Below are 23,298 nucleotides of genomic sequence, written 5' to 3'. Positions count from 1 at the left end.
TCAACAACAAGGTTCTTAATATCATGGCTCAGATCGATATTCGGCAGGTCCGCAAATCCTATGGCAAGACCCCGACCCTGCACGGCGTGGATCTCACTTTCGAAACCGGCGAATTCGTCGTCATCCTCGGCCCCTCGGGCTGCGGCAAGTCCACACTTCTGCGAATGATCGCCGGGCTGGAGGATATCACGTCAGGTGAAATCGCCATTGGCGGGCGCGTCGTCAACACGCTGGAGCCGCGCGAGCGCGGTTGCGCCATGGTGTTCCAGAACTACGCGCTTTATCCGCATATGACGGTATCAGGCAATATCGGTTATGCGCTGAAGGTCGCAGGCGTTCCCAAGGCTGAGCGCCTGCGCCGCATCGAGGAAACGGCCAAGATCGTTGGCCTTTCCGACTATCTCGAACGCAAGCCTGCCGCCCTTTCCGGTGGCCAGCGCCAGCGCGTGGCCATGGCCCGCGCAATCATCCGCGAACCGCAGGTATTCCTGTTCGATGAACCGCTGTCCAACCTCGATGCAAAGCTGCGTGTGACGATGCGCGCCGAAATCCGCAAACTGCACCAGCGCCTGTCGGCCACCTCCGTCTTCGTCACCCATGATCAGGTGGAAGCCATGACGCTGGCCGACCGGCTGGTGGTGATGAACAAGGGCAATGTGGAGCAGGTCGGTCATCCGCTCGATATCTATCACCGCCCCGCCAGCACCTTCGTAGCCTCCTTCATCGGCTCACCGGCGATGAACCTGTTCAACACGCGGGTGGAGGTCGAATCTCCATCCGTCATGCTGGGCGGCCAGCCGGTGAAACTCTTCCCCGAGACCGCGCTGGAGCTGCGCGGGCGCGACGTGACAGTCGGCATTCGCCCTGAACAATGCCTGGTCAGCATCGAGGGTGCGGGCGTGCCCGCAACCGTGGACTTTGTAGAAGAGCTGGGCTCCGGCCGCATCGTACATGCGGAAATCGCCGGCGAAACTTTCTCCGCAGCCATCGGCGAAGATCTGTTGGTCAAACCCGGCCAGCGCATCCACTTCGAACTGCCCCCGGCCCACCTCCACTTTTTCGATCCGGCCACCGGCAAGCGCATCGAAACGGAGGGTGCCATCGAGACAACCCGCATCGGCAACGAAAAGCTGCTGGCAGTTTGATGGCGGACGTTTGAGCACGGATCAGTCCGGCGCGGTTTGGGGGTGTCCCAACCACGCCGGATCTCCAAACGACGTTTTCGATCTCTAACTACGATTTCGAAATAATCCAGTACATTAGCTATATCGACCAATACTTTGAATTTACGCCATTTTCTCATTAGAATCATTGCGCGAAATACGTCGAAATTTGCTTGGCGATCACAACGTGAAGCACATCGCTTGCCGGATATTACGTCAACACGATGAGGCAAACCCGTTGCAGGCAAAGCGATCTTGCGAAATGAGTGATTTCAGGAAAAATCTTTCTGTTTGGAAATCATAATCGCAATAGTCTTTGCCGCACCGAGCCGCCAGCAAGGCTATCGTCGCGATGAGGACCGAGCCGGTCTTCGATCCTTGGCGGCCGACAGACAAAACGCTCGGGTCAAAACTTCAACGAAAGAGTGAAGCCCAATGGCAAACGATCGCAAACTGCATCTCGGCGCCTTCATGCGGCCCGTCAGTCTTCACACGGGTGCGTGGCGTTATCCCGGATCCTTCCCGGACGCGAACTTCAATTTCGGCCATCTGGCGCGATTTGCGCAACAGCTTGAAGCCGCGAAATTCGATGCATTTTTCATGGCCGATCATCTGGCGGTGCTGAACATGCCGACGGAAGCACTGCGCCGCAGCCATACCGTCACGTCTTTCGAACCCTTCACCCTGCTTTCGGCGCTCGCCGCCGTCACCTCCCGCATCGGGCTGGTTGCCACCGCCTCCACCACATTCGATGAGCCCTACCACGTAGCCCGGCGTTTCGCCTCACTCGATCACCTCAGCAATGGTCGCGCCGGCTGGAACATCGTCACCACAGCGAATCCGGATGCGGCGCTTAATTTCGGCCGGGACGAACAGCCTGACCACACGGAGCGTTATGGAAGAGCGCGGGAATTTTACGACGTCGTTACCGGGCTGTGGGATTCCTTTTCCGATGATGCCTTTCTCCGGGATGTCGATAGCGGGTTGTTCTTTGACCCTGAAAAAATGCATGTGCTTAATCACAAGGGACCGGAATTTTCCGTGCGCGGTCCGCTCAATATAGCGCGTCCGGTGCAGGGCTGGCCCGTCATCGTTCAGGCCGGGGCTTCAGAGCCGGGGCGCCAGCTCGCAGCCGAAACTGCCGAGGTCGTTTTTGCGGCAACACCCACGCTTGCGGCGGGAAAAGCGTTCTACAGGGACGTCAAGGACAGAACCGTTGCGGCAGGCCGTTCCCGCGACGGCATTGTCATCCTGCCGGGCGCTTTCGTTCTGGTCGGCGATAGCGTGGAAGAAGCCAAGGCCAAACGCGCCAGGCTCGACAGCCTCGTCCATTATGAAAGCGCGATAGCCTCGCTTTCGATTGCGCTCGGCCACGATGCTTCGAGTTTCGATCCCGATGGCCCCTTGCCTGACATTCCCGAAACCAATGCAAGCAAATCCAGCCGCGAGAGGGTGATCGAACTTGCAAGGAGCGAGGGGCTGACGGTGCGCCAGCTGGCGCAGCGGCTGGGTGGCTATGGGGGTCTCGCATTTGTCGGCACGGCAAAAACCATCGCCGACGAGATGGAACAATGGCTATACGAAGAGGGGTCGGATGGCTTCAACGTCACCTTCCCGTTCCTGCCTGCCGGACTTGACGATTTCACGACCCTGCTTGTGCCCGAACTGCAAAGGCGCGGCCTGTTTAGAAAGGACTATGAGGGAACGACCTTGCGCGATCATCTCGGCTTGCAACGTCCGGCCAATCGTTTTTTCCCTGAATAACGCGCCGTCGCGCCGATCCGGCAAGCGGTAGGGAGATTTTCCACGCCCGCCCTGAAGTTTGGCATGAGGTTCCAGAAGGCTGGATTGACCTCATAAACGCCGACCCATACCCTTTAAATACACAAATTACATAAATTAGGTACACTATTATGAAGGCTAAACATTCTCGCCGCCAGATCCTGAAACTCAGCATTGCCGGGGCTCTCGCAGCACCCTTTGCCACGGGCAGCGCGCTGGCCCAGAGCTCACAGGAGTTTCCTGCTGAGCTGAAGCTGGATTGGGGATTTTACTCCTCACACACGCTGCTGATAAAGAACAAGGGCTGGCTTGAGGAAGCGTTCAAGGATGTCGGCACCAATATCACCTGGGTACAATCCCGCGGAAGCAACAATTCGCTCGAATTCCTGAAGGTCGGCTCGACGGATTTTGCCGGTTCGGCAGCACTTTCCGCGTTTCTGGCCCGCGCCAATGGTGTGCCGCTGAAGGTGATCTATGTGGCAAGCTGGGGCGGTTCTTCCATCATACAGGTTCGCCCGGATTCGCCGGTCAAGACCGTCGCCGATCTCAAGGGCAAAACCATTGCGGTCACCAAGGGTACCGCGCCCTATTTCACCCTCCTGCGCGCCCTTGCCCAAAACAAGCTTTCGATCGATGACCTCAAGGTCGTGAACCTGCAGCATCCGGAAGGCTTCAACGCGCTTCAGCAGGGACAGGTCGATGCATGGGTCGGCATCGATCCACACACATCCCAGGCAGAACTTGCCGGTGACAGGGCGATTTTCGATGAGCGTAGCTGGCGCGACGGCAGCGTCTTCAGCGTTTCCGAGGAGTTTCTGGCGAAATACCCGAAAGCGGTCGAACGCCTCCTCGGTGTCTGGGTCGAGACACAAAGATGGATCCGTGAAAACAACGGCGAATTCATCGATTTCGTCACGAAGGTCACCGGCAACGATCCCCAGATCACCAAGCTGACGATCGAAAAGCGCGACTGGAAGGATCCTGTTCCAGGCGAGGAACTGCTGAACTCGATCCGTATCGTGACCCCGTTGCTTGGCGACGATGTGCTGCGTCCTGGCGTCAATGTCGACAGCGTCCTTTCGTCGCTGATCGATCCGGTACCGGCGAAAAAGGCGCTGGGAGCATGAATTCCCATCCGCGCGAATTTCAGCGCGTGAAGCAGACTGCGAAACAACTCCCTTCCCGACTGCCGTTGGTGCAAAGAGTGGGGAATTTCCTGGGACGGTTCGACCTGCGCGGCGCAATCGTGCCGGTCGGCTCATTGTTGCTGCTGGAATTGTTTGTGCGCGTGGGCTGGGTAAGCCCCTACGTGCTGCCGCCGCCCTCCGAGCTTTATGACACGTTTCTAAGGCTCGCCGAGGGTCCTTTGTGGACGAATGTCGCAGCCAGTACCGCCCGTGTCTTTGTCGGCTTCATCATTGGCTCCCTTCTTGCAATCGTCGTCGGTTCGCTGGTTGGGCTGGTCGTTGCCGCCGAGCGTTATCTTGAGCCGACGTTTCAGGCGCTACGCGCGGTTCCGAGCCTCGCCTGGGTGCCACTGCTGATGATCTGGTTCGGCATTGGCGAAACCTCGAAAATCGTACTGATCGCCAAAAGCGCGTTTTTCCCTGTTTATCTCAACCTCTTCTCCGGCATCAGGAATGTCGACCGCAAGTTGGTGGAAGTGGGCGAGATGTATCGCCAGCCGCTGCCAGTGCTGGTTTGGCGGATTTTCATTCCCGCCTCCTTGCCGCATCTGTTCACGGGCTTGCGTTACGGCCTGTCGCTGGCCTGGCTAAGCGTTGTCGCAGCGGAACTTCTGGCGGCTTCCGAGGGCATCGGCTACATGCTTTCCGATGGGCGCGAACTCTCCCGACCCGATCTGGTGATGATAGCGATTATCTGCCTTGCCGTCCTCGGCAAGATTTCCGACAGCCTCTTCAAGATAGTCGAGGAACGTTGCCTCAGATGGCGCGACACTTATCCCCTTCAGCAAGGAGGGCGCCTGCGATGAGTTTGCTCAATGTCGATGTTCGCGAAAAAGCCTTCGGAGACACGGTTGTCCTTCAGGATATTCACCTGACGCTCGGCGATGGTGAAGCGGCGGTTCTTCTCGGACCAAGTGGGTGCGGGAAAAGCACCTTGCTGCGCATCGCCGCCGGCCTCGACCGGCATTTCTCAGGCGCTGTGAAGGTTCAGCAGGCAAAGGAGGTTCAGGCATCGGACTCACCGCCCATCGCCTTCGTCTTTCAGGAACCCCGCCTGATGCCATGGCTGACAGTTGCCGAAAACATCGGTTATGCGGCCGGCAAGAAATATGATGTCGAGCGGGTAGAAGGACTGATCAACGATGTGGGCTTGAGCGGCCATGGCAGCGCGTTACCGAAAGCCCTTTCAGGCGGCATGGCGCAGCGTGTCGCCATAGCAAGAGCGCTCTATACCCGGCCGCGCATCTTGCTGCTCGACGAACCCTTCAGCGCGGTCGATGCTTTCACGCGGATGAAATTGCAGGACCTAGTTCTGAAACTCGTCGAACAGCGCGGCATTTCCTTCCTGCTCGTCACCCACGATATTGACGAGGCGCTTTATCTCGGTGACCGCATTTACATGATGGGTGCCCATGACGGCCGTATCCAGCAGCGGATAGAAGTGGACGAGCCGCGCCCGCGCGACAGAAGGTCGCCGCAACTCGCCACCCTCAAGAACGAGGTGCTGACTGCCCTGCACAACGCTCACGTCATCTGACTGGCGCCGGCATCTTTCGCCGCCCTCACCCTTTCACGCCGGACGAAATCATGATGGCTTCCGTCACGCGCCGCTGGAAGATGACGTAGGCGACGATGACCGGCAGAGCCGCCAGCATGGCAATCGCCATCAGGCGTGCATAAACGATGCCGAAGGTGTCGTTGACCTGCGTGATGCCGACGGGGATCGTCATCATGTTTTCGGACGTGATGACGAGGAAAGGCCAGAAGAAGGCGTTCCACACCGTAATGAAGGTCACGATCGCCATGGCGGTCGTAATGCCCCAGTTCAGCGGCAGAAACACCTTGAACAGGATCGTGTATTCGCCGCCACCATCCAGAACCACCGCCTCCCGCATCTCTTTGGGCACGCTGTCGAAGAACTGCTTGTAGACGATGATGACGATTGGCGTGATCAGCTGCGGCAGGATGATGCCCGCCCAGGTATTGATGAGGTTGAGGTTCTTCATCAGGATGAACTGTGTCACGACAAGCGTCTGCGCGGGCACCATGAAACTCGCGAGCACGATGCCATAGAGCAGTCGCCGTCCCGGAAAGCGGATCTGCGATAGCGCATAGGCGCATAACATCGAAATGATGAGCACAGAGACCGTGACGATCGCGGCGGTACCGATGGAGTTCACATACCAGGTCAACAGCCGCGTATTGAAGATGGCATTCACATAGGCACCAAGCTGGAACTCATCAGGCAGTAGCGACGTGTTTCCCGCAACATTCTCGTCCGAGCGCAACGACGTCACGAACCCCCAGTAAAGCGGGAAAATCCATACCAGTGCTGCCGAAAATGTCAGCAGGGTCAGGACGACGTTCTCAAGTCTTTTGGTCAGGCTCATGAATTCCTCCGGATGCGTAGCAACTGGAACTGGAGAACGGATACGATGACGATCAACAGGAAGAGCACGGTCGCCACGGCCGATGCATAACCGCCATTGTTCATCTGGAAGGCTTCCCGGTAGACCTTAAGGAGAAGCACGAAACTGGAATTGAAGGGTCCGCCGCCGCTCAAGAGGTAGATCTGGTCGAATATCTTCAGTTGCAGGATCAATTGCAGCGTCAGGATCAGTGCGGTCACCGGCCACAGAAGCGGCCATGTGACGCGCCGGAACTTTTGCCATGTCGTTGCGCCATCAAGAGCTGCGGCCTCATAAAGCTCGGTCGGAATGTTTCGCAAGCCGGCGATGAAGAGCAGAACGTTAAAACCGTTCGTCCACCAGATGGTGACGACGGCGACCATCGGCATGACCCAATTGGGGTTCTTGAAAACCGCGACGGGTTTGCCCGCCAGCAACGAAATGACCGGTTGGAGAATGCCGAACTGCAGGTCGAGCATCCAGGCCCAGATCTCAGTGACGACCGAAACCGGCAGGACATAAGGCAGGAAAAACAGGCTCATGGCGATTGTCTGCTTGATGCCGGACAATCGGCTGACCGCAAGCGCAATCAACAGGGCGATGACCGTTGTTGGCACCACCGTCAGCAGCACGAAATAGCCGTTATTCTTGAGCGAGGTGACGAACAGGCGGTCGCTCAGCAATTTTATGTAGTTCTGCAGGCCGACCCAGTTGCCATCGCCGATAAGCGGCGCATCCGTGAAGCTGATGCGTATCATCTCGATCAGGGGGTAAAGAAAGAACGTGGCGAAGACCACGATGAATGGCGTCACCATCGACAGTGCGATCAGCGACTTCTTGCGCCGGTTTTCAATCATAGCCATGGAATGCCTCCGGGACTTCCCGCATTGCACGCTGCCCTCCGGCTGTCAGCCAGAGGGCAGTCACGGATTACTTGAGCTTTCCCTGAAGCTCGGACTTGATCTGCTCGACCGCATCCGCGCCGCTCATGTAGCCCTGGATGGCCGGAGCGATGATATTAAGCGCCGCATCGTAAGCGGGTGAGGCAACTCCGGTAATCGTGGTCTTCGGATCGAACACTGCCGCCTCCGCCAGCGAGGCATATGTGGCATTGGGCTGCATCGCCTTGTATTCGCTGCTTTCGGTGATCGATTTATAGGCCGGAATATGCCCCGCATCGGCCCAGCTGATGGCGTGTTTTTCCATCCAGCCAATAACCGTCATGACAGCGGCGCGTTTCTCGCCGGAAACGGTCTTGTCACCCTGGTTGGGGATCGCAAAGGCGTGCGAATCCGCCCAGGTGGCGCGCTTGCCCATGAAAGGCGGAACTTCCACAGCGCTCCATTTGAAGCCGAGTTTGCCGTTCTTTTCCAGATCCTTGTAGGTCGGAACTTCCCAGACGCCATTAAGCTGGAAGGCGGATTTGCCAGCGGAGAAGAGAGCAACGGACGCAGGATATTCCGCCTGCTCGGGCGCCCATCCGTTTTCCCGCCATTTCGACATGGTATCGATCGCTTTGGCAGCCTTTTCGGCATTGTCGCCGGCAAGCACCTCGTTATTGGTGACCAGCTCGCCGCCCTGTTGTGAGAACAGTGTATAAAAGACACGCCAGACACCGGCTTCGCCACCCGACTGATAGGTAACCGGCGTCTGAACGCCCTTGTCCTTCGCCCAGGCCAGCGCCTTTTCGAAATCCTCCATCGTCTTGATACCGGTCAACTTACCCTCGGCATCGAGATAGGGAGACCCTTTCAGAAGATCGGCGTTGTAATAGAGAATAAGGGCATGGATATCGAACGGCACCGCATAAAGCTTGCCGTCGTGGGTTGCTGCCTCGACGGGTGCGCTGAAAAAGTCGCTGGTCTTCAACCCGGCATCATCAAGGTCTTTTGTGGTAATTTCGCTCAATACTTTTTCATCAAGGCCGAGCGGCGCGCGCGACAGGTGATAGGTCATGACATCAGGCCCCTCACCCACGGCGGACGCCGTGCGCACCTTGGTATAGAACGGAACGCCCCACTCTAGCGTCGTTCCCTTGATCTGAATGTCAGGGTGCTCCTTGTTGAAGGCAGCAATCAGCGCTTTCATGCGCACGCCGTCGCCGCCCGACAGAAAGTCCCACCAGACGATATCCTGCTTCGCCAGTGCCGGCAGGGCGCTCAGGCCCAGAACCGTACCAACAAGCAATGTCTTGATCAGTCGCATCGTTCACTCCTCCCGTTTGTTGGAAACACCCCGTTCTCGGGGCGGTCTGCTACTGCATCGAAAGGCGCCTCCTCGCGCCTATCGCAACCTTTTGCCGTCGCTGCCGAAAACCATGATGTGATCGGGCGAGGCACTCAGTGAGACGGACCGGCCATCCAGCCGCTCGCGCGAGCCCTGCCGCTGCACGACAAGTTCTTTCCCGGCACGCGTTCGGGTATAGAGATAGGAAAGGTCGCCAAGCTCCTCCGCCACCTCGACATTGACAGGCAAAGCACCCTCTTGCGTGATCACCAGATGCTCGGGCCTTATGCCGATTTCGACCCGCTGGCCGGGGGAAACCGGATACGAAAGCCGGGCTTCGAGGTGCTTTTCACCACCTTCAGGCGTAAGCGTTACGATACCGTCCCGCTGCCCGACGATGTCGGCGGCAAGGAAATTCATCGCGGGCGATCCAATGAATCCAGCGACGAAACGATTGTCCGGATCGTCGTAAAGGGTGAGCGGCGCGCCCGCCTGTTGCACGATGCCGCCCTTCAGCACGAAAATCTTGTCCGCAAGCGTCATGGCCTCTACCTGGTCATGCGTGACGTAAATCATCGTGGCGCCGAGCTTGCGGTGAAGCCGGGTCAGTTCCAGCCGCATCTGCACGCGCAGTTCCGCATCCAGGTTCGACAGGGGTTCATCGAAGAGAAACACCTTCGGCTGTCGCACGATCGCGCGGCCTATGGCCACGCGCTGCCTCTGGCCGCCGGAAAGCTGCGATGGCTTCTTGTGCAGATTGTCCTCGAGCTGGAGGATGCGGGCAGCTTCCCCCACCCTCTCATTCACCTCCGCTTTCGGACGGCGGGCGAGACGCAGGCTGAAAGCCATGTTCTCGAACACCGTCAGATGCGGGTAAAGCGCATAATTCTGGAAGACCATGGCAACGCCGCGATCCGCCGGCTCGACAGCGGTGACGTCGCGCTCGTCGATGGCGATGTGACCGCCGCTGGTTTCCTCAAGACCGGCGATCATGCGCAACAGGGTGGATTTTCCGCAACCGGATGGCCCCACGAAAACCGCGAAGCTGCCCGTCGGAATCTCCATCGAAACGTCCCGGATGGCTGCAAAGGAGCCGAAGGACTTGGCGATATTGCTGAGACGGACACCCATCACCGCCTCACTGAACCTTCACGCGCAGAACATGATAGGACAGCGCCGGCACGGAGCCTTTGAGTGCCCCATCCTCGACACCAATGCCGCTGCCCGGCACCGGCACGACGCGGTCAGGTTGATCCGGACCGTTGCCGATCCTCAGATCATATCCCGCCATGGAAAGATGCAGGCTGAGTGACACAGGCGAAAAGCCGGTGAGACCGACATTGAGCTCTGCTGCTTCGGTCAGATGACGATTGAGGACAAACAGCGTCACCACGCCCTCGTCCTCATCAAACACGCCGGCGACATCGAGATATTTGACGTCATCGGCCGCGTTGCAGTCGTAGGTCGGGCAATCGACGGCAATGTTCAGTGCAACGCCGCGACCATAAAGCGAGGCGAACTGGTAGGGATAATAGATGGTCTGGCGCCATGCCGGTCCGTTCTTTTCAGCGCGGATGGGGGCGATGACATTGACGAGCTGGGCAATGCAGGCGATGCGCACCCTGTCCGAGCGACGGATGAACTCGTTGAGCAACCCGGCCACGAAGAGAGCATCCTCGAAATTGTAGGTCTCCTCCAGAAGTGCAGGCGCTTCCGGCCAGTCCCAGCTCTTGATGCGTTTACCGTCGTCTTCGCGGATATGGTACCAGACATTCCACTCGTCGAAGCAGATGGAGACATCGTTCTTGGCGCGCTTCTTGGCTTTCACGTAATCGATGACACCGGCGATAGTCTGAATATAACGCCCTGTTTCTTCGATCTTGCCGAAGTAATTCAGCGTGTCGCGGCTGTTATTGCCGAAATATTTATGCAGCGAGATGTGGTCCACATTCTCGTAGCATTCTTCCAGCACCTCGCGCTCCCATTCGGGATAGGTCGGCATGCCGTCGTTGGAACTTCCGCAGACGATTGCCTCGATGGTGGGGTCGAAACCCTTGAAGGCTTTCGCGGTTTCGTTGGCCAGCCGGCCGTACTCCACCGCGGTCTTGTGGCCAATCTGCCAGGGGCCGTCCATCTCGTTGCCGAGGCACCACATCTTCACGCCATGCGGCTTTTCGGCGCCGTGGCTGCGGCGAAGGTCGCTAAGCTCGGTGCCGCCGGGAAAATTCACGTATTCGAGAAAGTTGCGGGCATCATCCAGACCACGGGAACCGAGGTTGACGGCGAGCATCATCTCGATGCCTGCCATCGACGCCCAGTCTGCGAACTCGTTGACGCCGATCTGGTTGGTTTCCTTGGAGCGCCATGCAAGATCAAGCCGCACGGGCCGTTTGTCACGGGGGCCGATGCCGTCTTCCCAGCGATAGGCCGAAACGAAGTTGCCGCCGGGATAGCGGATCGCCGGAATTTTCAGATCCTGCACGAATTTCAGCACATCCTTGCGAAAACCGTTTTCATCCGCCTGCGGATGGCCGGGCTCGTAAATCCCGCCATAGATCGCCCGCCCCATATGTTCGATGAAGGCGGAATATAGGCGATCGTCGATACGCCCAATCCGGAAGTCCCGGTGGACTGAAACCCGCGCTTTCATAGGCTCTCCTCCCATGCGCATTTATATCGTAAAATATGATATAAACCATATTTTATAATATAGTTGCCAATGGAAGCCGCGCCTGTCAACCGCGAAAATCATACTTTATGAAATTGGCCCGATCAGTCTGCGGTGCGCAGACGCAATACGATGTCCTGATCGTAATTCCCAAAGCCCCGGCCGAAGATGTTGAGCCCGCCTGGATGCTTTGCATCCGCCTTTACCTCGATCCGCAGACGGATTGAGCGGTGGCTGGACAGATCTATATCCGCAAGCGTCACATCGGAAATGCGCGTACCATCGACATAGGTTCCCTGGGCAGTAATGCGCCAGGTTTTAAGCATTCCATACTGCGAGCCGGACAGTTTCCACCAGTCGGGCGTAAACGTACCCCGCTTGTCGCCGAAATCGCCGGGCGAGGTCCAGACCCCGATCTCCTTGCCGTTGACGGAGAGGGTAATGTCTGACGGCCAGTTGCTGTGCGTTCCTGGCACCTCGGAACTGACCTCCATCGAAAACTCGACTTCCTCGACGTTTCGCCCCTGAATCTTGGCATTATTGGGGAATTGATACTCGACATGACCCGATGTGAACCACAAAAGTGCAGTCTTCATGCGGTCGGGATCCATGAAGGTATCAGGGACATCCAGAAGTCCGATAATGCCCTCCGGCGAACAGATGCCGCAAGGCGCGGTCACCGAACTCTGCGTATAGAGGCCGAGCGGCATGGCGACGGCAATGTAGTTGGACACAGCCGGCGTCTCGGGGCTTCGAAACGAAACGATAAGCTCGTCGCAGGTCGCAAAACAGATTTTCTGGCTGCCCTTGCGCGCCTTGCGCGTTTCGGTTCGCAGCAGCCCCGCCTCTTCAAGAACGGTCACACCGGCCGACACGGTGGACTGGGGAAGGTCCAGCCTCTGCGCGATCTCGTTGACATTGAGACCGTTGGCCTCGTGCAGCAGCTTCAATATCTGCACACGTACCAGCGACGCCGCCGCCTTCAAAACATCGAATTCTTTTTCAGCGTCAATAAGTAGGAAATTAGGAGCCATTGTCTAATCTTCAGATTTAGCGATCTAGATCAGAATTTCTGGCTTAAATATTTTATGCTGTCCAGCATTGTTTGTCGTGTCGATATATTCAAAGTCAGACACGCAAGGAAGGATTGCGAATGGGGGCAGCGCAACCGGTTTCGATACCGCACGCGCTGCCTCTTTTTCCTTACCCGCGCTTGCGCAACGTGCGGGTGCCGGTATCGACAAGATTCTGCGCTGCCTCATCCACAGTGGCGCGGCCAAAGGCGAGTGAGTCGGCAATCGGACGCATTACCCCACGGTCGAACTCATTGGCGCCGATGGGGGCAGGCTCCGGATAGGTATCGAGCTTGCCGGACAGGCTCTCGATGTAATCGACCGTCTTGCGTTCAGTCTCGTTGAGGCTTGGCAACACAGCTTCGCGTACCTTCTTCGCCGGCGGGACGCCGCGTTCGACGCCAAGAACCTTGCCCGCTTCCAGATCGTTGACAAAGAAGTTGATGAACTTCGCCGCAGCTTCCGGAGTGGTGGAGGTGGACGAAATGCACCAGATAAGCCCCGGCCGGTAATAATGCCCGGTCGGTTTTCCCGGCCCCTCACCCGGCAGCATGCCAATGGACAGCGTCTTCTTGTTGAGCGCCTGGTAACCGACAAGCTGGTTGGAATAGGCAAAGCCGATTGCGGAATTGCCAAGGGTCAGCGCGTTGGATTCGATGGTATTGTCATCGCGCGTCTGGATATCGGCAGAGACGCAAAGCTTGTTCTCGCGCAGATCCTCCCAATAGGCGAACCATTCCTTGGCATCTTCCTTGTTGAAACCGATGGTGCCGTCCTGGAACAGGAGCTTGCCGCGCTGGCGCAGCCAGACATCGAAGACGTAGTGATAACGGGCACCATAGGGCACCGCCCAATAATTACGACGCGCCGGAGCGTTCTTCTTGAAATCGCGCGCCAGTTCCGCCAGCGCCTTCCAGGTGATCTGCTCCTTCGGCACGGAGACGCCGGCCTCCTTCAGCGTCTCTGCATCATACATCATGCAGAACGAATTCAGCCCGAGACCGACGCCGTAAAGCTTGCCGTCGATGCGGCAAAGATCGACTTCGCTTTTGCCGAAATTGGAAAGATCAAGCGACGAGCCGACAAACTGGTCAAGTTCCATGCAGGCCCCACGGCCGGAATAATCGGCAATGGTGGAAGGCTCGAGTTGAAAGATATCGGCGACGTTACGTCCCGCCATGGACGTCGCAAGCTTGGTCCAATAGTCGGAACCGGCGATCATCTCGCCGCTGATTACCGTTTGTGGATCTGCCTTCTGGTAGAGGGCAATCACATCATTGGTGCGCTTGTTGCGGTCAGCCGAACCCCACCATACGCAACGAAGCCGGGTTTCGGCCGCCATCGCGCGGAAACCGCCCGCCGCCGCGCCAAGACCCGCCAGTGCCGCCGTCACCAAAAATCCACGTCTATCGATAGTTTGCATCTGCTCCTCCCGCGTTTTGCAAATTTCTCATTCATCACTTAAATTCTTGCAAATTTTCATTATTTGCAATATTTGCATCATAATAGAATTTTTTGCAAGCGCAGGAGACGACATGAACGATACGCCCGACATCAGCCGCCCGCGCCAGTCGGATATCGCCCAGCGTGCAGGGGTTTCCATCAGCACGGTGTCACGGGTTCTCGCCGGGGAAAAAGGCATCAGCGCATCGATCCAGACCAAGGTTCTGGGCGTGGCGGCGGAACTTGGTTATCCGCTGCGGCCAGTCACCAGCCAGACCGGCGGCATCTCGCTGGAGGGCAAGAAAATCCTCGCCCTCATGTCCGCCGAACGAGCGACCGGCGATATCGGCGCCTTTTATCACGATATTTTCGACATGCTGCGCAGCCTTGCCCAGGCAGAGGGTTTCGAACTCGATATCCGGCTGCTGCACCAGAGGCGGATCGACGACGCCCTTACGCAGCGGGTCTGCGAGGTCGATGGCCTTCTCGCCATTGGTCTTGACCCCGAAGAGGAGATTATCCACCGCATCACGCAGGGTGTGCTGCAACCGGTTCTCGTCAATAGCGCCGATCCCTCGATGATGCTGGATTGCGTCTCGCCCTCCAATTTTTACGGCGGGGCGATGGCGGCGCGGCGGCTGCTGGAACTGGGGCACCGCAAGGTCGCCTATATCGGTCTGCAACACCGTCACACTATAAGAGAGCGCATGCGGGGCTTTCGGCAGGTTATCATCGAGGAAGAGGGTGCCACCTATGAGGAGTTTCTGCTTTCCACGGCGGATAGCGGCTTCGGGCAGGCCGGTGATGCGGTTCGTCAGCTGCTGGCCAAAAACCCCGATCTGACTGGCATTTTCTGCATGAACGATGCGATCGCGCTCGGCGCGCTGGGAGCAGCACAAGAGCTTGGCCTCGGGGTACCGGACGATCTTTCCATCATCGGCTTCGACGACCTGCCCTTCGCCGAACTTTCCACTCCCCGGCTCAGCACAATCCGGGTAGACCGCCGCGAGATTGCCCGCGAGGCGGTGGAGCTGATGCGCCGCCGGCTGGCGGAGCCATCGGCCAATTCCCGGCAGGTTCAGCTGGGTGTACAGCTTGTGGAAGGACAGACCGCCGGTCGAGCAAAAAAGACGGGAAAGGCGGCGCGCGATGCATAAGCCAGCAAACCATGATCCAATGACCCGCTTCAATCCGCTTTACGGCAATCCACTCAAGACCCGCGCCGACGTCAGACGGGCATTGGACGACAGTTTCGCACCGCTGCTTCCCTATTTCTCAGAGAGCGGCGCAAGAGTGACGCTAAGCGGCACCGCCGCGCATTTCGACCGGGCAGCGGCCGACCTGGAAGGATTTGCGCGACCACTCTGGGGCATCGCGCCGCTTGCGCTCAGCGGCGATGCCTTCGCCCATTGGTCGCTTCTGGCCAGAGGCATCGCCAATGGCACCGATCCCGCCCATGCCGATTACTGGGGCGATGTGCGGCAGAAGGATCAGCGGCTGGTGGAGCTGGCCGCCCTCGGCTTTGCGCTTCGGCTTGCGCCGCAACATCTGTGGGAACCCTTGTCCGAAGAGCAAAAGGCGAATGTGCGCCGTTATCTTCTGGCGGCGCGCGAGCGCATCTATGCCGACAATAACTGGAAGTTTTTCCGGGTGATGGTCGATGCGGCGCTCGATCATCTCGGTATCGAATTCGACCGGAGCCTCACCGAAACATATCTGAAAGAGCTGGACGGATTTTACATCGCCGACGGCTGGTATCGCGACGGCAACTATCGCCGCATCGACCACTACATCGCCTTCGCCATGCATTTTTACGGGCTGATCTACGCGAAAATCAGCAAACCGGATGATGCATACGCCGAACGTTACCGGGAACGTGCCCGCCTGTTTGCCGGGGATTTCGCAAGCTGGTTCGATGAGGATGGTGGCGCGCTGGCCTTTGGCCGCTCCATGACCTACCGTTTCGCCTGCGGCGGCTTCTGGGGTGCCCTCGCCTTCGCGGATGAGGAAGCGATGCCTTGGGGGGAGATCAAGGGGCTTTATCTGAAACATCTGCGCTGGTGGGCGGGAAAGCCGATAGCCGACCGCGACGGCGTGCTTTCCATCGGTTACGCCTATCCGCAACTGACCATGTCGGAAAGCTATAATTCGGCGGGTTCACCCTATTGGGCCTTCAAGGCTTTCCTGCCGCTGGCCTTGCCGGAAAGCCACCCCTTCTGGCAGGCGGAGGAAAAGCTGCCAGACACATCCACAAAACCACGGGCGCTCGTTCATCCCGGCATGGTGATGATACGCAGTAAGAGTAACGTCACGGCGCTGACGAGTGGGCAGGAAAACCTGTCCATGCGCGGCGGGCCGGAGAAATACGCCAAATTCGCCTATTCCTCCCGTTACGCTTTCGGCGTGGAAGTGGACGAGCGCGGTTTCAAGACCAATGGTTTCGACAATATGCTGGCCTTTTCCGAAGATGGCCGCCACTACCGGGTGCGCGAAACCAACCGCACTGTGCTCTTGGCCGGCACCAATCTTCGAGCGACTTGGAACCCATTCCCCGATGTCGAGGTCGAAACGACGCTGGTTGCCGCGGGAGAGTGGCATTTCCGGTTGCACCGGATTACCTCCGCGCGGCCACTTTTGGTCACCGAAGGCGGCTTTGCGATAAACCGCAACGATGGCGACCGCGATGCGGTGACCGAAGACAGCGGCCGGGCAACGGCCGATTGCGGCACCGACATATCCGCCATCATCGATCTCGGCTCCAGCGCATCCCGCCAGGGCGTGGCGCTGAAGGCGCTGCCCAATACCAATCTCATCAATGCCAAAACCACGGTGCCGCAATTGCGGGGCGACATTCCAGCGGGCAAAACCCTGCTCGCCTGCGCCGTCTTTGTGGGACTGGCCGGACCTGAAAGCGAAACAGCTTTGGCGACAGTTCCCGCACTTCCGGACATGGAAGCGCTTGACCGCCTGTTTGTTGAGCGCGGTGTTCCGGTAAGCAGCATGGCGGCGGCGGGAGAACCGCAATGATGAGCCCGCGTCCGCGTCTCAGCCTTGCCATGGACCCGGAGCGGACGCAGCATGTGCTGACGCCACAGGCGCTTGAAAAGCTGTCGCAGAGCGTCGACATCCTCGATACCCGGCCGGTCTGCGATTTTCACGACCCAGGTGTGACTGCCCAGTTGGAGAGAACAGATATTCTTCTGACTGGCTGGGGTTGTCCCGAGATCGACATGCGGGAACTGGCAATGATGCCGAACCTTCGGTTGATTTCACATGCCGCCGGGACGGTGAAATACTTCCTGTCCCAGGCGGTTTTCGAACGAAACGTTACGGTGTGCAGCGCGGCCGAGGCGAATGCACAGCCGGTCGCGGAGTTTACGCTGGCAATGATCCTGCTTTCCGGCAAGCGTACCTTCGGTTTCCGGCGCATCTACGGAGAGGATCGCGCACGGCGAAACGTCGACCGCCTGCAGTCGCAGGTCATCGGCAATCTCGGCCTGACCGTCGGCATTGTCGGGGCGTCACGCATCGGGCGTCGGGTCATCAATCTGCTGCAGCCCTTCGATCTCGATCTTATCCTTTTCGACCCGTTTTTAAGCGCGGTGGAGGCACAAAAGCTCGGTGTGCGTCTCGTATCGCTCCGCGAGCTTATGGCGGTAAGCGACGTCATTTCCCTACACGCGCCATCCCTGCCGCAAACCCGGCACATGATAGGCGCCGACGTGCTTGCCCTGATGAAGGACGGAGCGACCTTGATCAACACGGCCCGCGGCGCGCTAGTGGACGAAGACGCCCTGCTGGCGGAACTGAAAACCGGACGCATAGAGGCCGTCATCGACGTGACCGATCCGGAAGTGCCGTCACCGGATTCGCCCTTTTACAGCCTTCCGAACGTGTTCCTGACGCCGCATATCGCCGGCGCCGTCGGCCTTGAACGCGCCCGGCTCGGCGACATGGCGATTGCCGAGATCGAACGCTTCTGCCGCGCAGAACCATTGCAACAGCAGGTACGTCCGGAACATCTGGAACTGATCGCATGAGAATTTTCGAGCCGGGCCTCTGCTCTGTCACCTTCAGGTCCATGACGCCGCAGGCCGTGATTGACCTTGCCGTTGCAAATGGCATCAAGGCTATAGAATGGGGTGCCGATATCCATGTGCCACCTGGCGACTTAGAAAATGCAAGGGATGTGGCGGCGCGTACGGTGAAAGCCGGTCTTACCGTCTCTTCCTACGGATCCTACATTTTCGCACCGGATTTTGCGCAGGAGGATGTGACCGCAGTTCTGGAGACCGCGAAAGCGCTCGGCACCGGCTATATCCGCATCTGGCCCGGCAGCCGCAAACGCCCATCCGCGGATTATTCGCCAAAGGAACGCCGTGCGGCGACCGACGCGTTGGCGGCACTTGCCCGGCGGGCAAACGATTACGGAATGACAATCGGCCTCGAATATCACCCCAATTCGCTGACCGACACGCTGCCCTCGGCCTTGCAGCTCATGCAGGATTTGCCGATGCCTAACCTGTTCTTTTACTGGCAGCCAGCCCCAGGTCTACCGCTGGATGACGCCCTTGCGGAAATATCCGCGCTCGGCTCGCGCATCTGCCACCTGCACGTCTTCGCTTGGCTCGCCGATGCCAGCCGCCTGCCGCTCGGCGAGCGCGCGGACTATTGGCGGGCTTGCGTTGATGCCTTGCCAGCAAGCGACTGGATAGAACCGGCTTATGCGATGCTGGAGTTCGTCAAAGGTGACAACGTCGCCCAGTTCTCGGAAGATGCGGCGGTGCTGAGCGAGATTCTCGCCCGCTCTTAGAACCGCTTGTTTTTTATCGAAAACCGACGCGGCGGACTAAAATTCGCTATCCATCACAACCGCCCACTGCCCTCATCCCTGTACCCCCTATAGGGAACCAGCCAGCCCAAGTCTTTGGGCTGATTGATTTCATCGCCGCGCAGACGCGTCAGCTGGACTCCTGTGACAAGCACAGGAATAAGGGAAGGTGTGTTCCTCCCCCCGGTTTTTCCTCTTATATTCGCCGCCCATCCGCCCCGAACAGATGCGTCTTCGCCAGATCAAACGCAAAGGGAATGGTCTCGCCGATGCGGATATGGCGCTGGCCGTCCAGCAGCAGGGTAGCGGGCTGGCCATCTGGGGTGCTGGTATAAACCACCGTCGAGCCGCCGAGATGTTCAACGAGCTGGATGGACGCATCGCCAAGCGAGGCCGATTGCGCCTGTGGGTTTACGTGTTCGGGACGAATGCCGAAAGTGAGTGGCTCGCCTTCCTCAGCCGCGACCGGCTTTTCGAGCAGAATGCGCTGGCCGGCGACCTCGATGGTACGGTTGGAGCTGTCGCCTGAAGCCACTTTCGCGGAAAGGAAGTTCATCTTTGGCGAACCGATGAAACCCGCCACAAACTGGTTGGCCGGATTGTTGTAGAGATCAAGCGGGCGGCCGACCTGCATGATGCGGCCGTCACGCAGGACCACGATCTTGTCGGCCATCGTCATGGCCTCCACCTGGTCATGCGTCACATAGATCATGGTGCTGCCGAGCGTCTGGTGCAGCTTGGCAATTTCGACACGCATCTGCACGCGCAGTTCCGCATCGAGGTTGGACAGGGGTTCATCGAACAAAAAGATTTTCGGCTCGCGGACGATAGCCCGACCGATGGCGACACGCTGGCGCTGGCCGCCAGAAAGCGCCTTCGGCTTGCGCTGTAACAACGGGCCGATCTGCAGGATATCGGCAGCTTTCTGCACGCGCGCCTCGACTTCCGGTTTCTTGTAACCCGCCGTCTCCAGCCCAAAAGCGAGGTTCTTGTAAACGCTCATATGCGGATAAAGCGCATAGGACTGGAACACCATGGCGATACCGCGCTTGGAAGCGGCTGTTTCGTTGACCCTTTCGCCATCGATGCGAAGATCACCCTCGGAGATTTCCTCCAGACCGGCGATCATGCGCAGAAGCGTGGATTTGCCACAGCCCGAGGGGCCAACGAAAACGGTGAACTCGCCCGGCTCGATCTTGAGATCGATGCCGTGGACGACCGGAAAAGCGCCGAACCGCTTGACGATTTTTTCCAGAGTAATGCTGCTTGCCATGCTGTTTCTCCCGACCGTCGCGCTGCAGACAAGGCAGCCGCGACGGTGTTGATGTTCTGCAATTCGTTTTCGGTCCCGTTTCGTCCGTTCAGCGTTTCATTCCGGTGGTAGCGATGCCTTCAATCAGCAGCCGCTGGAAGAACAGGAAGAACAGGAAGACCGGTATCAGCGACAGGTTGGACATGGCGAAAAGCGACGTCCAATCCGAGCTGCCGGTGGAATCCACGAAGGATCTGAGGCCGAGCTGCACGGTGTAGGTGTTGATGTCGTTCAGATAGATCAACGGACCGAAGAAATCGTCCCAGGTCCAGATAAAGGAAAAGATCGCGGCCGTTGCCAGAACCGGCAGAGAGAGGGGCAGCATGATCTTCCAGTAGATGCGGAAGGGCGAGCAACCGTCCATCACCGCTGCCTCATCCAGCTCACGCGGAATACCCCGGAAGAACTGCACCATCAGGAAGATGAAGAAGGCGTCGGTTGCCAGATATTTCGGCACAATCAGCGGCAGCGACGTATTCACCCAGCCCATTTCCAGAAACAGGATATATTGCGGGATGAGCACAACGTGATAGGGCAGCATCAAGGTGCCAAGCATCAGCGCAAACCAGAAATTGCGCCCACCGAACCGCAGGCGGGCGAAAGCGAAGGCGGCAAGTGAGCAGCCAACGACGTTGCCGATGGTGGCAAGCACCGAGATGAAGAACGAGTTCCAGAAGAATTGCCCGAAACTGACCTGAAGCCCGGTCCAGCCGCGAATATAGCCGCCGAAATCGACCGACGAAGGAATGAGCGAGGAGGAACCGAAGAGCTCATCCTGCGGGCGGAACGAGCCCGAAATCATCCACAGGATCGGATAAAGCATCGCAAAGGAGGCAAGGATCAGCACCGCATGCAGCAAAACCGACATTAGCGGTGAGCGTTGCGGGCCTTGTCCCGGCCGGGGAGCGGTAACAGCGTCAGTCATCGTAATGCACCCAGTATTTCGCGCTGAGGAACGAGAAGGCCGTGAACAGCGCAATGATGATCACAAGAATCCAGGCAAGCGCCGAGGCATATCCCATGCGGAAGAAACCGAAGGCTTCCTGATAGAGATAGAGCGTATAGAACAGCGTCGAGTTGATCGGCCCGCCCGTGCCTTCGGAAATGATGAAGGCGGGCGTGAAGGCCTTGAAGGCATCGATCGTCTGGATCACGGCGTTGAAGAAGATAACCGGCGTCAACAGCGGCAGCGTAATGCGGAAGAACTGCCGCATCTTGCTCGCGCCGTCGATATCGGCGGCCTCGTACATATCCTGCGGGATTTGCCGGAGCCCTGCGAGAAAGATGATCATGGGCGAGCCGAACTGCCAGACGGACAGGATCACCAGCGTGTAGAGCGAGTAGTCCGGATTGGAAATCCAACTCGGCCCCTCATAACCGAAAACCTGCCACAGGACCATGTTGACGAGGCCATCGGACGCGAAAAGCTGCCGCCAGAGAACAGCGATCGCCACGCTGGAACCGAGCAGCGACGGCAGATAGAAGATCGCCCGGTAAAGCGTGAGCCCCTTTATGCCGCGATTGAAGGCGAGCGCCACCAGCAGTGCAAAGATCAGCTTCAACGGCACCGAAAGCAGCACATAGGTAAAGGTGACCTGCATGGCGGCGGCGAATTTAGGGTCGGCAGTGGCGATGCGCACATAATTGGCCGCCCCCACCCAGTCCGGGGATTGAAGCAGGTCATAATTGGTGAAGGACAGATAAAGCGACACCAGCGCAGGCCCGAGGGTGAGACCGAAGAAACCGATCAGCCACGGCAGGAGAAACAGGTATGCGTGAACGTTGCGGTCCAAAAGCCGCTTCACGCCTGCCCGCTTCGGGAGAGCCGCGCCACGGCTCTCCTCCACGAGAGTTTCAGATCGAAAGGCCATCTGCCATCACTTCCGTTTAATGACGGTTTCGGATTCCTTGACGAGCCGGTCACCACCCTCAGCCGCCGAAATCTTGCCAAAGCCGATCTCTTCCGCTGTACGTTTCAGGACGAAGGCGAATTCGCCTGCACCCGGAGGGGGTGCCGGCGGCAGATCGCCAACGCCGGGGGTAATCTCGGCAATATATTCCACCATGCTCTTGCTGACGGCATCGAGCTTGGCGGTCAGCGCGTTACGCATCGATTCCGATGCCGGAACGCCGCGCTCCACACCCAGAACATCGACGCCCTGTGGTTCGGCAACGAGAAAGTTGATGAAACCGACCGCCTGCTCGATGCCGGCACTGCCATTGGCGACGCTGATGAGCATGGATGGTTTCAGGTAGTGACCGGAAGGGCCATCCTTCTTGCTTTTCGGATAGGAGGTCATCGCCAGCTTGGCTTTGTTGAGTGCCTGATAACCGACAAACTGGTTGGAATGGGCAAATGCCGTTGCCGCCTTGCCCGTCGTCAGCGCGTTGGTTTCAATATTCAACTGGTCGAGCGCCTGAATATCGGCCGGCACGCATGCACCGCTCTTGCGCAAATCCGCCCACATGGTGAACCATTTGGTCGCGTCGGTCGGATCAAAACCGATACCGCCATCCTGTGTGTAGAGTGATTTGCCGTTCTGACGCAGCCAGTTTTCGAAGCTCGGCTCGACGCCGCTGGCATCGGCCGTGGCGTAGTAGCCGGGTTTGGGCTTGTTCTTGCTGAGCTTGGCGGCGTTTTCGGCAAACTCTTCCCAGGTCTGCCCGATCGCTGGCGGGGTCGCGCCGGATTTTTCCCAGGCCGCCTTGTCGAAGAACACAGCGCTGGAATTCACGCCAAGATTAACCCCGTAAAGCTTGCCGTCGACCCGACCGGAGTCGATGTTCATCTTGCCGAAATCTTCTATCTTCAGGCCCTTGCCAATATAGTCATCAAGGGGAGCAAGGGCGCCGCGCCGGCCATATTCGAAGATGTAGCGATAATCCATCTGGATCAGATCAGGCGCGTTGCGGCCTGCCACCTGCGTGGCAAGGCGCGGCCAGTAGTCGCTCCAGCCGGCAAATTCCCCGGCAATATCGAGATCCGGCTTGATTTGCTTATATGCGGCGATCGCCTTGTTGGTGCGATCCGCACGCTCCTGCGATCCCCACCACAACATACGCAGCCGCGCGGCCTGAGCCTGCGCCGAGCCACCTCCCAATGTTGCGAGTGAAAGGGCCGCAAGCCCTGCTGAAAGCACACTTCTCCTGTGAAGCATCACGGGCATTGGCAACTCCTCCCTAATTGACTGCCAAATTGATGATG

General features: G+C 58.4%; 20 protein-coding genes. 9 read left to right on the top strand and 11 right to left on the bottom strand.

Features of this window, described 5'->3' with window-relative positions; translation table 11 throughout:
- The first annotated feature begins 23 nt into the window (after positions 1 to 23).
- The 5 genes from ACZ5A6_RS18270 (at position 24) to ACZ5A6_RS18250 (ending at position 5,669) form a co-directional block, all read left to right on the top strand.
- The gene (locus ACZ5A6_RS18270; protein ID WP_025595982.1) at positions 24 to 1,145 is read left to right on the top strand and encodes a sn-glycerol-3-phosphate import ATP-binding protein UgpC; all 1,122 of its coding nucleotides are present in this window, start codon (positions 24 to 26) and stop codon (positions 1,143 to 1,145) included.
- 453 nt (positions 1,146 to 1,598) lie between these two features.
- The gene (locus tag ACZ5A6_RS18265; protein WP_003517825.1) at positions 1,599 to 2,927 is read left to right on the top strand and encodes an LLM class flavin-dependent oxidoreductase; all 1,329 of its coding nucleotides are present in this window, start codon (positions 1,599 to 1,601) and stop codon (positions 2,925 to 2,927) included.
- Between the two features lie 149 nt (positions 2,928 to 3,076).
- Positions 3,077 to 4,072, top strand: a complete 996-nt coding sequence (locus ACZ5A6_RS18260; protein ID WP_464111235.1) for an aliphatic sulfonate ABC transporter substrate-binding protein — start codon at positions 3,077 to 3,079, stop codon at positions 4,070 to 4,072.
- The gene (locus ACZ5A6_RS18255; protein WP_464111234.1) at positions 4,069 to 4,938 is read left to right on the top strand and encodes an ABC transporter permease; all 870 of its coding nucleotides are present in this window, start codon (positions 4,069 to 4,071) and stop codon (positions 4,936 to 4,938) included. The genes ACZ5A6_RS18260 and ACZ5A6_RS18255 overlap by 4 nt, the downstream gene beginning before the upstream one ends.
- Positions 4,935 to 5,669 (top strand): ABC transporter ATP-binding protein, encoded by a 735-nt coding sequence (locus ACZ5A6_RS18250; protein WP_013761384.1) that lies wholly within the window; start codon positions 4,935 to 4,937, stop codon positions 5,667 to 5,669. Before ACZ5A6_RS18255 ends, ACZ5A6_RS18250 begins: the two co-directional genes overlap by 4 nt.
- A gap of 25 nt (positions 5,670 to 5,694) precedes the next feature.
- Here the strand turns inward: ACZ5A6_RS18250 and ACZ5A6_RS18245 are convergent, their stop codons facing one another.
- The 7 genes from ACZ5A6_RS18245 to ACZ5A6_RS18215 all read right to left on the bottom strand — a co-directional run bounded on the left by ACZ5A6_RS18245 (position 5,695) and on the right by ACZ5A6_RS18215 (position 13,930).
- The gene (locus tag ACZ5A6_RS18245) at positions 5,695 to 6,522 is read right to left on the bottom strand and encodes a carbohydrate ABC transporter permease (protein ID WP_003517833.1); all 828 of its coding nucleotides are present in this window, start codon (positions 6,520 to 6,522) and stop codon (positions 5,695 to 5,697) included.
- A complete protein-coding gene (locus ACZ5A6_RS18240; protein WP_003517835.1) occupies positions 6,519 to 7,403 on the bottom strand; it encodes a carbohydrate ABC transporter permease in 885 nt (294 codons plus the stop codon). The genes ACZ5A6_RS18245 and ACZ5A6_RS18240 overlap by 4 nt, the downstream gene beginning before the upstream one ends.
- 67 nt (positions 7,404 to 7,470) lie before the next feature.
- Positions 7,471 to 8,745 carry an extracellular solute-binding protein gene (locus tag ACZ5A6_RS18235; protein WP_025595973.1) on the bottom strand — a complete coding sequence of 425 codons (1,275 nt, stop codon included), beginning with the start codon at positions 8,743 to 8,745 and terminating at the stop codon, positions 7,471 to 7,473.
- Positions 8,746 to 8,823: 78 nt separating this feature from the next.
- Positions 8,824 to 9,897 (bottom strand): ABC transporter ATP-binding protein, encoded by a 1,074-nt coding sequence (locus ACZ5A6_RS18230; protein ID WP_112673856.1) that lies wholly within the window; start codon positions 9,895 to 9,897, stop codon positions 8,824 to 8,826.
- Between the two features lie 7 nt (positions 9,898 to 9,904).
- A complete protein-coding gene (gene arfA, locus ACZ5A6_RS18225; protein WP_013761387.1) occupies positions 9,905 to 11,416 on the bottom strand; it encodes an arabinosylfuranosidase ArfA in 1,512 nt (503 codons plus the stop codon).
- Positions 11,417 to 11,538: 122 nt separating this feature from the next.
- Complete coding sequence (locus ACZ5A6_RS18220) at positions 11,539 to 12,468, bottom strand: ArsR/SmtB family transcription factor (protein WP_464111233.1); 930 nt, start codon at positions 12,466 to 12,468, stop codon at positions 11,539 to 11,541.
- A 169-nt stretch (positions 12,469 to 12,637) separates the two neighbouring features.
- Complete coding sequence (locus tag ACZ5A6_RS18215; protein ID WP_003517844.1) at positions 12,638 to 13,930, bottom strand: ABC transporter substrate-binding protein; 1,293 nt, start codon at positions 13,928 to 13,930, stop codon at positions 12,638 to 12,640.
- 112 nt (positions 13,931 to 14,042) lie between these two features.
- Here ACZ5A6_RS18215 and ACZ5A6_RS18210 point away from each other — a divergent pair, with 112 nt between their 5' ends.
- The 4 genes from ACZ5A6_RS18210 to ACZ5A6_RS18195 are packed head-to-tail and all read left to right on the top strand — an operon-like array spanning position 14,043 to position 18,763.
- Positions 14,043 to 15,107: a LacI family DNA-binding transcriptional regulator gene (locus tag ACZ5A6_RS18210; RefSeq protein WP_464111232.1), complete on the top strand. Its 1,065-nt coding sequence runs from the start codon at positions 14,043 to 14,045 to the stop codon at positions 15,105 to 15,107.
- On the top strand, positions 15,100 to 16,977 hold the full coding sequence (locus ACZ5A6_RS18205) for a DUF2264 domain-containing protein (protein ID WP_464111231.1): 1,878 nt from the start codon (positions 15,100 to 15,102) through the stop codon (positions 16,975 to 16,977). The genes ACZ5A6_RS18210 and ACZ5A6_RS18205 overlap by 8 nt, the downstream gene beginning before the upstream one ends.
- The gene (locus ACZ5A6_RS18200) at positions 16,974 to 17,990 is read left to right on the top strand and encodes a hydroxyacid dehydrogenase (RefSeq protein WP_464111230.1); all 1,017 of its coding nucleotides are present in this window, start codon (positions 16,974 to 16,976) and stop codon (positions 17,988 to 17,990) included. The genes ACZ5A6_RS18205 and ACZ5A6_RS18200 overlap by 4 nt, the downstream gene beginning before the upstream one ends.
- Complete coding sequence (locus ACZ5A6_RS18195; protein WP_464111229.1) at positions 17,987 to 18,763, top strand: sugar phosphate isomerase/epimerase family protein; 777 nt, start codon at positions 17,987 to 17,989, stop codon at positions 18,761 to 18,763. Before ACZ5A6_RS18200 ends, ACZ5A6_RS18195 begins: the two co-directional genes overlap by 4 nt.
- A 214-nt stretch (positions 18,764 to 18,977) precedes the next feature.
- On the opposite strand, the gene ACZ5A6_RS18190 is transcribed toward ACZ5A6_RS18195, so the two are convergent.
- From ACZ5A6_RS18190 to ACZ5A6_RS18175, 4 genes are all read right to left on the bottom strand, one after another.
- Positions 18,978 to 20,054: an ABC transporter ATP-binding protein gene (locus tag ACZ5A6_RS18190; protein WP_003517850.1), complete on the bottom strand. Its 1,077-nt coding sequence runs from the start codon at positions 20,052 to 20,054 to the stop codon at positions 18,978 to 18,980.
- Between the two features lie 88 nt (positions 20,055 to 20,142).
- Positions 20,143 to 21,018, bottom strand: coding sequence for a carbohydrate ABC transporter permease (locus ACZ5A6_RS18185; protein WP_464111228.1), 876 nt, complete (start codon positions 21,016 to 21,018; stop codon positions 20,143 to 20,145).
- Positions 21,011 to 21,964 (bottom strand): carbohydrate ABC transporter permease, encoded by a 954-nt coding sequence (locus ACZ5A6_RS18180; RefSeq protein WP_003517854.1) that lies wholly within the window; start codon positions 21,962 to 21,964, stop codon positions 21,011 to 21,013. The genes ACZ5A6_RS18185 and ACZ5A6_RS18180 overlap by 8 nt, the downstream gene beginning before the upstream one ends.
- 6 nt (positions 21,965 to 21,970) lie before the next feature.
- Complete coding sequence (locus tag ACZ5A6_RS18175) at positions 21,971 to 23,260, bottom strand: ABC transporter substrate-binding protein (protein ID WP_013761393.1); 1,290 nt, start codon at positions 23,258 to 23,260, stop codon at positions 21,971 to 21,973.
- Positions 23,261 to 23,298: the final 38 nt, after the last annotated feature.

The organism is Agrobacterium sp. 6Ca8 (assembly GCF_055382765.1).
Note: the sequence above shows the minus strand (reverse complement) of the source record. Positions and strands in the feature narration are given on the sequence as shown.